The following is a 12,695-nucleotide window of genomic DNA, read 5'->3' on the forward strand; positions in this document are numbered from 1 at the left end:
GGCGGGGGAGAGGATTCCCGGCCCCCTGGCTTCCCCCTCACGCCGCACAGGCACAGCCATGAAGAGAGGCCCGAGAGAATAGTGGCAAACGCCTGTCTCCACAAGGGTGAGGAACACCCCTTCACGCACTGGCGTACCTCCCTTCCTCGGGCTGCTCAGGTACAGTATTGCTTGACTACCTGGATAGAGATCGAAAAGGTATCAGCCCCTAACAGCAGGCAGCGGGCATGAAGAAAGATGGTCGTCGGGACAACGGAGAAGGCGCCGCCGGTCCATGCTGAGATCGTTCCGTTCTGCTGGATAGTGAAAGGATGAGCACCGGCGGCGATAAAGTCTCGCAGAATGTCCTCGGCGGTGTAGCTCAGGTCCGACGTCGGGGTCGGCAGCAGGGTTGGCAGGGAAGTCGCAGAGGAAAGAGAGGACGGCCTCGCTCTGGCCCCTGGAGACGACACCGATCTGGGTCCCGTGGAGCGGGAAGCAAGTGCACCTGGCTGACTTCGCCAGTACAGCGTTGCCACGAGCACCCCAGCACTGGCAGAGACGAGAACCAGACAGAGCAGCAGCAGGGTCATGAGACGCTTTCTTGCATGCCCTGAAGCAGGAGGTGGCGGCGGGAGTGGGGGAAGTTCCCATGTTTCCTTATACGGATAGGGACCTGCACCAGCTGTCGCGTCGGGGAGATCATTGCTCGTGGGAGACTGGGTCATTTCTTGCGGCAGCCTCGTTGGATCATCCGCGCACATCGCTCACCTCGCTTTTTGTAAAGCAGAAAAAAATAAATAGCGAGATCAATCATGAAAGAGTACTCTATACTTCGTGCTCCCATCCGGCCTGAGCTGCTCGCAAGGCTTTTCCACATGTTTTGTACGCATTGTAGAAGCGACAGCACACGTTGTCAAGGGACAGAGAAGGATGCCTCCCTATTTAGACACAGCCATCATCGCGGATGAGGCCGTTCTCAACGCCCGGTACAGCTATAGCCAGACAGCGTGCAGATGCCTTCCGAGAAAGGCTATAAGTGACCGGTGTCTCGTAAACATGAGAGATCGTCTCCCAACTCCGGGTGTCATACACCCGAGCCGGATCGAGTATCCCTGGCTTCCCCAATCTCTACCTTGGCAAAAAGCCAGGGATGCTTCAGCCGAATCGTTCTTCGCGATCAGTGCGGGTGTGCTGATCGATACTTTCATCATCCGACCCCTGCTGGTACCCGCCATCGAGAGAACCGTCGTGCAGCAGGCTGAGCCTGCTCCATCGCCTCAGTTGGTCAGAACGGCTTGTTCGCAATGCCCGTAGTGAAACAACTGATCAGTTCACACTCACTCTGCACGTTTTCCCAGATCACATCGCAACTTTCCTCTGCTCATCTGGTGATGCAGGTAAATTATCTGATGTATCAATGGCAACAGTATCATTACATCATAAGTCATGACTGATATTTGTATAGTTGATATATAATGTAAAAAAATTATTTTTTCATATAAAATAATATATATGTAGATCATAAAAAGTAAACATGTGAAGGCGATTTTCAGCTCATGAGGAATGGATGACTGATTACAATAGCCAGAAACACCTGGAGCATGAGGAGCGGCAGGATGGTTGCCATAGCTCTGTGGTAGTACTCAGGTTGGGTCAAGGGAATGCAACTGAGATACTTCAGGTGTTTGAGACCAGTTGCGAGACGCTCCGCCTCAACAACGCAGGATATGTCAACGTTCATCACTCCCTGCTGTATGGAAGGGGGAACCTGGCTGGATAGGAACCTCCCTGCCAGTCTTGAGGGTAGAGCTCCCCCCACTCCGCTGAAACACTCCTCGGGCAACCGCCAGGCTCGTCGGTTTCCCGTCCCCGGTCCCGCGTTAGGAGAATCCTTTTATGCCACTACTGAGGCTCAGAATGTCCGACGCCTCTTCATCGGAATCATGCCGCATAACTATACCCATATCAATGCCATTGTTCGCATCGCAGAGCTCTACCACAAGGCTATCGAGGATCTGCGGCGTGACCCTGCAGGAGCCATTGTCCACCTGCAGCTGACTTCGGTGGACAGCCCTGCCGCGTTCCTGGAGATGCTTTCTCACTATGAAGTCTTTGTCACGTATCTGCTGTCCAAACGGGAGGGAGACCGGCTTGATCAGAGCTTTGAAGGGCAACTCAATCGAGAGCTGACCGAGGCCGGCTACAGCGAGGTCTACAGCCGTTCAATCACCAGTGCAACCACCTTTGCCGAGGTCGCCAGGATCCTGGATCAGCTGGAACAACCTGATCCAGATTTTGCCCGGCGCCTGCGATCACTGACAGCAACCAGTACGATTTCCCATGGCGTGGACGTAGAGCGACTCAATTGCTTGTGCTTCTTTGGGATGCCCCGTCAAACTGCTGAATATATCCAGACCTCCAGCCGGGTTGGACGTGACCACCCTGGCCTGGTCTTCGTCTGCTTCAACCCGGCCCGAGAGCGGGATCAGAGTCACTACCACCTTTTCATCAAATATCACGAATACCTTGATCGGCTGGTAGAACCTGTTCCAGTGAATCGCTGGAGCAAGTTTGCCATCCGGCGTACCATCCCGGGGCTCTTCATGGCTCTGTTACTGAATGAGTATAATCTCAGGCTGGGAGGAGGTGGAAAAAAGTCTCTCTACTTCAGCAAGCAGGTGCGCCAGCTTCTGGAAAGCCGCCGACTGCGACCGGATGAAATGATCGCCTGCCTGGATGAGGCCTACTGCACCACCAGGCGGGAAAGTGGCCAGGAATTCGCAGAGGTGATCCAGGAAAAGGTCAGCGAGTACTTCGATATGCTGCGCAATCCTCAGAAGAAATTCACCTCCGAGAATCTGACAGAACAGCCGATGCAGAGCCTGCGGGATGTTGATGAGCAGATTGATATTATTCCAGACAAGGACTCGCGCCTTCTCATGAGCCAGGCCAGCAGGGGGTAAGAGCAATGAGGCGAGGAAAACAGCAGATTCTCTTCAATTTCCTGCCCGGGAAAACCTTCGACTTTGAGGGGGGGCAGTTCATTTGCAAGGTCACTAATATTCAGGCGAGTGATGATCCCGAGCGACGGCTGAACAAACCCTATGTGCTTGATCGAGTTGCCTGGCTGCTCCAGCAATGGCCAGAAGAGCGCCGTCGAGGTTTTCCGGATATTCATCAGCAGGACCGTTACGTGCTGGTCACTCCCAGGGCAGTCCTGGCAGAAATCTTTCCGTTGCTCTTCGAATGCACCAACAAAGGCTGCAGACGGGCTGTCCTCTACCATACCCTTGGAGAAGTCAGTCAGTACAACCCGGAGTTGCGCTGCCCTCACTGTAAGGAACGCCTGATTCAGCTGCACCATGTCCTGATCCATAGCTGTGGTCATATCCGACCCCTCATTCTGCCCTCCTGTCCGCGTCATAAGCGCGAGCACCTCTGGCTGAATACAGGCGACAGTCAGAAGTATGCTCAGTTCCGCTGGCAATGCCGGCTCTGCTCCTTCCAGTCTCCCATTATCGAGGGCAACTGCGATGACTGCAATCTCCCCAAGAGGCAAATGCGGCCCATCGTTCATCGGGCCACCGCTTCCTACCACCCTCAGTATCGGACACTGATCAATCTTCCAGGAAAGGAGCTCGACCTCATTCTGAAGGACCCGGAGCGCCACTGGCTGGCCATTGCCGCCTGCCTGCGGATCTTTGATCACGGACCTGATCTCCGTCTGCGCGATCTGGCTGTCAGTGCTCAGGGACAGCCTGCGGATCAGGAAGCTTTGGCCACACTGGCGCGGCTGATCAGCATGGCCCCCCCAAGAAGCAGGCTGACTTGCAGGCTCACCTGGATGCAGTCCAACAGGGGCTTGCCGGAGCAGGGGGGGATCATCGTCGCCGGGTTCTCGCTCAGGTCAGGCAGCTGATCACGCTGCAGGGAGAGGATCTTGAAGAGACAGGAAGGGAGCTACTGGAGTTCGTTCGCATCAGAGAATCGCTGCACGTTGTGACCATCAAGGACCTTGAGCAAAAGGCACGTCAGGAGAACAGCAGCCGACTCCCTCTCTACCAGGAAACCTATCGCCAGGCTCTGCTGAGTACGGGACTGGCCGATCTGCATCTGATCGGGGATGTTCCGGTGACAACGGTTCCCATCGGATGTACCCGCAACCAGCGTGAGGCTGATGAGACCGTGATTCGTGCCTTTCCCGGCCTCCAGCCGAAGGACCCGCGTACGCCTCTCTATACCGAGACGACGGAAACCGAAGCCTTGCTGTTCCGCCTGGATCTCCGGCGTGTGATGCGCTGGCTCAGGCTCAATGGGCTGATCACAGAGGAGCCTGCCGCAGACGACGAGGCAACCCTGCACGCCTGGATTCTCAACCGCATGAAGACCGTGAATCCCTTCCGGGAAATCACCAGGGATCACCCGGTCACCCAGGCAATCTTCGGGCTGGTCCTCTCGTTTCGTCATCTGGTACTCCGTCAGGCTGTCATTCTCAGCGGGTTCGATCGGACCAGCGTAAGTGAGTATCTCTTTCCCCGCGCGCTCTCCTTTGTTCTCTACAGCAAGAACCGAACGGCATTTACGATTGGAGGTCTGTATACCCTTTTTGAGCAGACACTCCATGAACATCTTCGAGCCGTCATGAACGCCGGAGAGATCTGCATTGACGATCCGGTTTGCCTGGAAGAGACGGGAGCCTGCCATGCCTGTATGCACATCTCAGAGATGAGCTGTGAATATTTCAACCGCAACCTTCACCGCAAATATCTCTTCGGTCGGCTTGAGCCCGACGGACGCGAATATAGTGGCTACTGGGATCAACGGTGTGCAGTTGAGCAGATTGCCATGTAGCCAGGGCAGGCGAGTGAGGGGTCCCCATCCCTGTCACAGAGCATGTTGCAGGAAACGATCCACCCAGCCGAAGGCCTCGAACAGGGCCAGCCCCAGCTCGGGAGAACGCACGACCAGGGGTGTGACAAGGGAGAAGCGGGCGAGGGCGTCGGGTTCTCCGCGGGCCTCAAGCCAGGCACGCTGCAGCAGAGCCAGGAACCCGTGTGCGGCTGCGTCAGCGCGAACCAGTGCCTCTCCCAGTTGTCTCCATAGCGCTGCCTGCAGCCCGTGATCCCGATGTGCGCGGATCGCTTCTGCTGTCTCCTGGAAGCGCTGGCCCTCTGTCAGCAGCTCCCCGAGCCTCCTCACCAGCGCCACCTCCTGGCAATGTTTCCCGAGGTGCATGGCTTGCGCTGTCTCTTGAGGAGCCTGTATCCGCGCCCGTGCTGCTGCCAGCTCCGCCTGGGCCCTCGCCCGCCAGAAGCCATCGGCAAGCGCCTGGCTCATGTCCTCCGCTGCACGCCAGACTTGCTCCGCTTCCTCAGTGCGCTGGGCGAGCGCGAGCGCCTCCGCCAGGTCGATCAGTGCTCGCGCTCGCCTGAAGCTGGCCTCACTCGCCCGGACCATCCCCTCCGCCTCCTGCCAGATCCTCCTCGCCTCTTCAAGGGACGACCCCCGCGCAAGCGTCTCGGCGAGTCTGGTCAGCGCGCGTGCCTGCCCGAAGCGGTCCGGGAGAGCGCGGATGACTCGTTCCGCTTCCTGATAGCGCCGGGCCTGCAGGAGCACCCCCGCCTGCCTGAAGCGGTCCGGGGTGGAACGACTCCCTTCCTCCGTTTCGTGCTGGGCTTGCGTCGCCTCCTCAGTGCGGTGCATCCGCGCGAGCGCTTTCTTCAGGTTCAGCAGGTCCCACGACCTCGAGAGACGGTCCGAGAGGGCACGGCTCATCTCTTCGACCCGCGCTGCTTCCTCTTCACGCTGCGCCTGCCTGAGCGCCTTCGCCAGTGCTTCCAGCGTCTCTGCCCGCAGACAGCTGTCCCCCATGGCCCGACTGACTTCCTCCGCTTCCTGGTAGCACTGCGCTTCCAGCAGCACCCTGACCAGCTCCTCCATCACCTGGGTCCGCGACTCATCGCTCTCGATCCGCTGCGCTGTCTGCTGCACCCTGTATCCAAGCTGCAGCACCTCGCTGGCTCGCCCCGGCTCCCTGGTCCACCACTGGGCGATCGCCAGCCACGCCCTCGCTTGCTCTCCAGGGTCACTCCGCAATGCAGCCAGCCCCAGCGCCTTGCTCTCCTGCCCCAACGCCGCCATGAGCGAAAACGCCTCCAGCGGATAGCGGTCTGCGATCCCACTCAAGCTGGCACGTAAGAGCGTGGAGCGCCAGAGCGCTGGCAACCGCTGCAGCCCCTCCGCGCTCTCCCCCGCACTGGCCGCCACCCGCTGTCCTAGCACCAGGTCCTGTGCATACTGCTGCCCACTCACCTCCCAGCGCACCTTCTCTTGTCCATAGTGGCCTGCATCCAGGAGGGCCAGGAGCCGTCCCCACTGCAATGGACCCGCCTGGAAGAGGTGCCAGACGTAATGTCGGCGCGCATAGTGCCGCCGTCTCTGCTCACTCCTCTCCAGGCTCTCCTGCCAGATTCGCGCCAGCCCCTCCTCCTCACACCAGGCCGCCAGCAGCGCGTGCCACCGCTGCTCGTCCTCTTCATCAAAGAGATAGTCTCGCTCCGGTTGGTCCGGGTCCCGGCGCAAGTACTCTCGAAACTTCTCATGATAGAGACGGTACGAAATCACGCCATCCACTCGCTCTTCTACCAGCACTCCTCCAAGCTGCTCCAGCCCCAGCTTCAGTTCCTGTCCGTCAATGGACCTGCCTCCCCCTTCACGCCGTTGCCAGAGCTGCACCAGCGCTTTCAGCTGCCGTCGCTCTAGTGGCTCTGCCGCTACCAGCAAGATCCCCAGCAGGGGCTGGATCACCCGGCCCCAGCGGGTCTGCGCTCCAGGATGGCGGCGTCCCCACTGATCCAGCGCCAGTGAGAAGAGCTGGTGCGGATTCGCCGCTACCCGGCGGGCGAGCGCTGCCGGAGAGAGCTCGTCAGAACCAGATGTGGCCAGCAAGCGGGCCGCCAGATCCAGAAAGAGCGGTGTTCCTTCCATGTGCAGATAGAGCTGCTCGCTCAGCTCCGGCGTCAGCGCTCGCCGGATACCCGAGTGGGCCGCCAGCCGCTGGTGCAGCAGCCGCTGCCAGTCTGGCCTGCTCAGCGCTGGCAGCGCATATACCTCCAGCGGCTCATAGCACTGCAGGACGGGCAGCAGGCTGGGCCGTGTCCCCAGCACAAACACGACCCCGGGCACTGGCTCCCCTCCCTCAGGCAAGGGGAGAACCACCCGGCCTGCGCTGTCCTCTGGGAGCTGGTCCAGCCCATCGAGACAACACAGCACCGGACCTGTTCGCTTGACCACCTCCTCCAGCAGCCGCCGCAGCGCCAGTTGCAGCCCTGCCAGCGGCTCATGCTCCACGGAGAACGGCTCCAGGCCCGACCTGAGCAGCAGCGAGGCGACCAGGTGTCGTAGCAAGATGTCCTGATAGCCCGGCCCCGGTTGAGGGGGGATGAAATGCGCCAGCACCGTCCAGGCTGCTGGCTGGCCTCCCTCCTGCTCACAGGGGAAGGTGGTGACCAGCCTGGCCAACAGGCTACTCTTCCCTTGCCCAGCCACGCCCGTGACGACCAGATACCCGCCTGTGGACCGCAAGCGCTCAATCCGTTGGCACAGCGCTTGCAGTTCTTGCTCTCGACCGACCACCTGTTGCACGCGCTCCTGCAGCCAGGCCTCACTGAACGGGTGCCGCGCGTATTCCCGCAGCGCTGTCGGTGTCGCCTGCTGTACCGCCTGGTCTCCCTGGTGAAACGTCGCCAGCACCACACGCCCCTGCCCCGTCGCTTCCGTCGTCAGCCCTGGCAGTCGCTGGCGCAAGTCATCCACTAACCGCTCATAGGTGAGCTGCCCCTGCGCATCGAGCAGATCAGGACGCGCTCCTCGTAGCGCCGGCAGCAGGGCGCTGACCAGCTGGGTCCAGCCCTGCGCCCGCTGCTCCTGCGTTGTGCCCTGCGCTGAGGTAGCGGCCAGAACGATCCGCGCTCCTCGCTGGGGCCGCTCCTCTCCTCCGAGAGCGGCGTGCCACAGGTGCCGGACCGCCTGGGTGAGTCCCTCCAGCGGCTGTGCTTCACGCTGCGCCTGCGTCGTCGCCTGCCCGGCATGACAACAGTCCAGCAGTACCATCACCGTCCCTGCCTGGACCTCGGGGGTATCCAGCAGCATCTCTCGCAGCCAGCTCAGCGAGAGGTGCGCCCGCTGATCGAACGGCAGCACTGCCGGGTCAAAATCGTGCGTCGCCAGATACACCTCGCGTTGCTCTGTCGGCAGCAGCCACGGCACGCCATGACCGCAAAAGCAGAACAGCAGTAGATCCTGCGGACGGGCATCCTGGAGGAGGGCATAGAGGGCCTGTCTCACCCGCTCCGTGGTCGCCTGCTCGTTGAGCAGCGGTCCTCCCCCGACCAGCGCAAAGCTGCCGTGCTCCTGCAAGGCAGTGGCGAGCGCCAGAGCGCTCCTGGCCGCAGTGGCCAGGGGGGCCTGGCCTGAACGAGGGGCCTCATTGACCCCTACCACCAGGGCCCGCCGCTCCCCTGGAGAAGGATTCCCGGATGTGCTCATCTGCGTTCCCGCTGGGGGCATCCGGCTGTCACCTCCTGGACGGACTTGCCCGATCAGTGTGGGCAGCAGGACGTCTCTTCAGAGACAGTCATCATCGGCCTGGTTCCTTCATGGGGCCTCTGCCATCCGGGCCCTCGCTCCTTGCCTCTCTCTGGGAGGAAGACCTCCTTCAGGTGGCATGTATCGCGCGCTCTGCATGCCCTCGCTGGGAGGAGGAGAGCCGGCCAGAGGCACTGGTACCAGCCTGCTCCCTGGGCCTGTTCGTGCGCTGCTGTCCCCGCGTCGAATACGGACCAGGTGAGATGATGTGCGACTGCGCTCAGGGAGTATGCCGGCGGGCGATCCCCCCTCGCTTGCGCGGCAGCCGCAGCGTCAGGGTCACCTGCAGCCCCCCGTCCCCCAAGATCGCCGGCTGCCTGGCGCGCTGGGTCCGCACCAGGTCGGTGAGCACCAGCTGCACCTGTGCTACGTCAGCCCCGTCAAGGGAACGGGTCATGTCCCCCAGCTGGAGGGTGACCGTGATCGGGTGAACCTGGCGCTGTGCCTGGCCCACGTGCCGGGCATACCGCTCTCTCACGCGCGTCGCCACCGTCCAGAGAGCACTCGCCAGCGTGAGCAGCGCGCTCGCGTCGTTGAGCACCTCTTCCAGGGTCATGCGGTGCTCCCAGACCCACTGCAGCGACGCTGCGAGCAACTCAAACAGCAATGGGCCGCCCTGTTGCCCTGTGGGCACAGGCCGTAGAGTCAAGCCCTCCTGGCAGAGGAGGGTCATGGCCTCCTGTCCCACGGTCTGGATGAGGGCGGGATCAGGGTGCTCCTCCGAGTCGGCGCACAAGGCCACCAGGATCGTGAACGGAGGAGCCGGTTCGGACGCAGGGGTCCTGGCAGGGGTATCCATGACTGGGGCCTCCCTCGTGCAAAAATCAGCGTCTCTTCCACTAAAGAAGAACGCGCACCGCTCCTCCTTGTCGCACAGAGATTCTTCCCGTGTTTCCTGCTCATGCTGAGTTCCTTGCCCTGGCCACTTCGTCTGCCCGGATGGCCTGCCACCTGTCCACCGGGAACAGAGCTGATGAAGGACGCGACCGGCACGGATTCTGAGCAACGAGCACTACACCGCGACGCTCCTTATCTGCTAGGACAGGGATGGTGCTCCTGCGAGCTGCCTGGACAGGACGCGGACGGCATCCACGCCTGCAGAGGGGTCGCTCCTGTCACGGGCAGCCTCTTCCTCCGCTCAGGGAGCTGGCTGACCCCCGGGCAGCCACCTGTCCGTTGCCCCTCGCCGCCCAGTCTCATCCTGGCCATCCTGTTCCCCAAGGGCGACGGGCGGGCGTGAACAGGCCTCCGCGAGATGCTCAGTGCTCTGTCGCCTTGCCGCCATCCTGCTTCCAGCCCTCCACCCCCTCGGGGAACGTGTCAGGGCATCTTCTCCCGGCTTCCCCCGCTCCGCTCCTGATGCTGCTACGAAAACGGCACCGTCCATGTCCCTCCTGATCAGGAGGAGCCTATTCCCGGCGAACGTCCCGTGTGTGCCCCGATCGGGCAACGCCAGCAGTGCCCTGCTCAACCGATTGCTTCTTGGCACGGTGCAGCGCTCCGCATCATCAGGCAACGTGCTGTGTGGTCGCTCGCCCAGGTTCCCTGGGCTACCCTGCCTGCCCCCAGGCGCGCCTCCGACGCCTGGAGGCCTCTCAGTGACGCGGTCGCCCTCATCCCTTCACCTGGAAGCCGGCTCCTGCCTGTCTTCCCCAGCGCATGGTCCGACCCCGTGGCTCTACGGTCCCAGCACTCAGGATGCTGTTGGCAGAGGGAGCCTGCTGCCATGCCATCCGCAGGGGGGAGCGTTTCATGGGAGCGAATAGCCCACCACCGTGGCTGCAGGGACAAACCCTGGCGGGGAGCTGACTCGGGAGGACCGCTCAGCGGCATCTCCTGCGGGCGGGCTGTGCCATGCTGCTGCCCTCCATGCTGCTCTTACTGCAAGGAATAGTTCTTGCTGCTCTCGCTGCCCAGGCTCGTCGCTTCGAGCATCTCGGCACCCGGCTTCCCACGCAGCGATGCTCGAAGGGCTTCCCTGGCCGCCGCAGGGCCACAGGGGCTGGCATCATGGCCTCACAATAGCGGTCACTGCTGGCCGATTTTTTGGGATGCTCGAAACGGCTTGACGGAGACGGCTCCAGATGCTATCGTGGAGGAGGGGCTGTCAGAAGCAGCGAAGAAGCCCGTCTGGGATTGAAACTTGTAGACACAGGGATGCCTCTCACCCCTACCTCGGTCAGAAGCAGCGAAGAAGCCCGTCTGGGATTGAAACTTGTAGACACAGGGATGCCTCTCACCCCTACCTCGGTCAGAAGCAGCGAAGAAGCCCGTCTGGGATTGAAACCAACAGCCGAATTTGCCAACCTGTCCAGGCCAAAAGCGTCAGAAGCAGCGAAGAAGCCCGTCTGGGATTGAAACATTATATCTATATCCCGGGATCGCTATCCGGGGAGTCCCGTCAGAAGCAGCGAAGAAGCCCGTCTGGGATTGAAACGGGCTATTTCTATCATCCGCGCGCGGATCTCTTCCCGGTCAGAAGCAGCGAAGAAGCCCGTCTGGGATTGAAACGGCAGGACCGGGTATGACTGTCCCGCTACGCCCACTGGTCAGAAGCAGCGAAGAAGCCCGTCTGGGATTGAAACCTCACAATGGTCACTCGCGGCCTGTCTGCACGTGTTGGGTCAGAAGCAGCGAAGAAGCCCGTCTGGGATTGAAACTTTTGCCGTCGGAACTGGACAGATTACCTCTGTCTGTCAGAAGCAGCGAAGAAGGCCGGCTGGGATTGGGGAGAGGGGTCACCCAGACAGGACCTGGTGCTTCAGCAGCCGGCCAGCGCTGCGCTTGCTGCTCGATCGGTCGCACGGGGCACCGCGTTGGTCGGGTGCCAGTGCGAGGCTGCAGGCCACTGAGATGCTGGCTGGCGCTGCAGTGCAGGGGGGGCCAGCAGGGAGGGAGCCGGAGAGGAGAGTGGGTGCCCCATGAGGGGAGGGGAGCCAGGAGGAGACGGGACAGTCGAGTGGGGATCTGGCTCTCTCTCCAGCAGGCGTGGGCATCACGGGCATCAGCAGCTCCCCTCTCTCTGGACCAGGAGAGGAGCAGCGAGCAGCCATCGGGGGCGGTATGCTGGGGGCGGTGTCTGGCCGTCAAGTCAACGGTCACCCACGGACGGCGCCGTCGGCACGAGGCACGAGGAGTGGTCGCGGGACCAGCCGCTGTGCGGGCAGGGCAGGCGGCCCGCTCGCTGGCGTTGGGCGATCCCAGGCGCTGTCCCTGCCTCCCGTTGCTGCTGCTGCTGCTGAATGACGCGGAACGAGGCGAGGTCTGCTCCGACTGGAAGCCACCTCTGGAGGATCTGCCTGGTGAGGGGGAGGAGAGCAAGCGGTCCCAGTGTGGCTTGCTCCCTCTGGAGGAGCAGGGCCGGCTGGCTCCTGGCCCTGGGAGCCGTCCCTCCACGGAATGCCGCTGGGGGTCCCGACACCGGCTGCCCTGCCAGGCGCGGAGGGAGCGCGCCTGGTGACCACCAGGACCCGGAGCAGCGCTCCGCCCGCCAGCGGCTTTGGCTTTGCCCCGGGGCCGAAGAGACGCTCCGCTAGGCTGGTTGGCCCCGGGCCAGGTCCCCACGGCTCATGGTTCTCACTCCCTTCAGCGAGGCCGCTCCGAGTGGCAGGTCCCGTTGCGCTGTCAGAGCAGCGCAACGGATGTCCCTGCGTCCACTCACCTGCTCGGGCGGCGCGGTGGTGCTGCCTGCCCGAGCTTCCTTTCCTTCTCCGCCCAGGAGGCGGCCCGGGCAATCAGCCAGCCGCCTGCGGTCTCGGCCCATAGACGCTGCCCCTGCGCATCCGCCTCCAGCCGATCCTGTTCCAGCCCCGGCTGCCACCGTTGCCACAGCGCCCAGGCTTCCTGCAGCGGCTGCAGGAAGCTGCCGTTTCCTCCGGGACCTCTCATGGCTCCATCTCGACTGCCGACTCTCGCCCGGCACTTGCCCGGCTCCAACAGACCAGCCCACGCGGCTGCTCTGCCAGCCACCAGTAGAGCTAGCCTCTCCCCACTCGCTGCTCCTACAATAGGACCAGCCTGGGGTGTGGCTTGGCCTGACCTGCCAGTAGGGCAGCTCCGTGACGTCT

7 protein-coding genes and 1 CRISPR repeat array are annotated in these 12,695 nt (G+C 62.1%); of the genes, 3 read left to right on the top strand and 4 right to left on the bottom strand.

Features of this window, described 5'->3' with window-relative positions; translation table 11 throughout:
- Window positions 1–155 precede the first annotated feature (155 nt).
- Window positions 156–572, bottom strand: a complete 417-nt coding sequence (locus N688_RS11545; protein WP_052889422.1) for a hypothetical protein — start codon at window positions 570–572, stop codon at window positions 156–158.
- Window positions 573–1,925: 1,353 nt separating this feature from the next.
- Here N688_RS11545 and N688_RS11555 point away from each other — a divergent pair.
- The 3 genes from N688_RS11555 to N688_RS11565 are packed head-to-tail and all read left to right on the top strand — an operon-like array spanning window position 1,926 to window position 4,833.
- On the top strand, window positions 1,926–2,945 hold the full coding sequence (locus tag N688_RS11555) for a helicase-related protein (protein ID WP_162179540.1): 1,020 nt from the start codon (window positions 1,926–1,928) through the stop codon (window positions 2,943–2,945).
- Window positions 2,946–2,950: 5 nt separating this feature from the next.
- Complete coding sequence (locus N688_RS11560) at window positions 2,951–3,901, top strand: hypothetical protein (RefSeq protein ID WP_052889425.1); 951 nt, start codon at window positions 2,951–2,953, stop codon at window positions 3,899–3,901.
- Window positions 3,811–4,833 carry a hypothetical protein gene (locus N688_RS11565; RefSeq protein WP_052889426.1) on the top strand — a complete coding sequence of 341 codons (1,023 nt, stop codon included), beginning with the start codon at window positions 3,811–3,813 and terminating at the stop codon, window positions 4,831–4,833. The genes N688_RS11560 and N688_RS11565 overlap by 91 nt, the downstream gene beginning before the upstream one ends.
- Before the next feature lie 33 nt (window positions 4,834–4,866).
- Here N688_RS11565 and N688_RS11570 read toward each other — a convergent pair whose 3' ends face one another.
- The 3 genes from N688_RS11570 to N688_RS11590 form a co-directional block, all read right to left on the bottom strand.
- The gene (locus N688_RS11570) at window positions 4,867–8,529 is read right to left on the bottom strand and encodes an AAA family ATPase (RefSeq protein ID WP_162179541.1); all 3,663 of its coding nucleotides are present in this window, start codon (window positions 8,527–8,529) and stop codon (window positions 4,867–4,869) included.
- A 319-nt stretch (window positions 8,530–8,848) separates the two neighbouring features.
- On the bottom strand, window positions 8,849–9,427 hold the full coding sequence (locus N688_RS11575; protein WP_052889428.1) for a hypothetical protein: 579 nt from the start codon (window positions 9,425–9,427) through the stop codon (window positions 8,849–8,851).
- A 1,306-nt stretch (window positions 9,428–10,733) separates the two neighbouring features.
- A CRISPR array of direct repeats spans window positions 10,734–11,360; the repeat unit is 38 nt; unit sequence GGTCAGAAGCAGCGAAGAAGCCCGTCTGGGATTGAAAC.
- A 925-nt stretch (window positions 11,361–12,285) separates the two neighbouring features.
- Complete coding sequence (locus N688_RS11590) at window positions 12,286–12,516, bottom strand: hypothetical protein (RefSeq protein ID WP_052889431.1); 231 nt, start codon at window positions 12,514–12,516, stop codon at window positions 12,286–12,288.
- Window positions 12,517–12,695: the final 179 nt, after the last annotated feature.

It is taken from the genome of Thermogemmatispora carboxidivorans, from assembly GCF_000702505.1.
Lineage (GTDB): Bacteria > Chloroflexota > Ktedonobacteria > Ktedonobacterales > Ktedonobacteraceae > Thermogemmatispora > Thermogemmatispora carboxidivorans.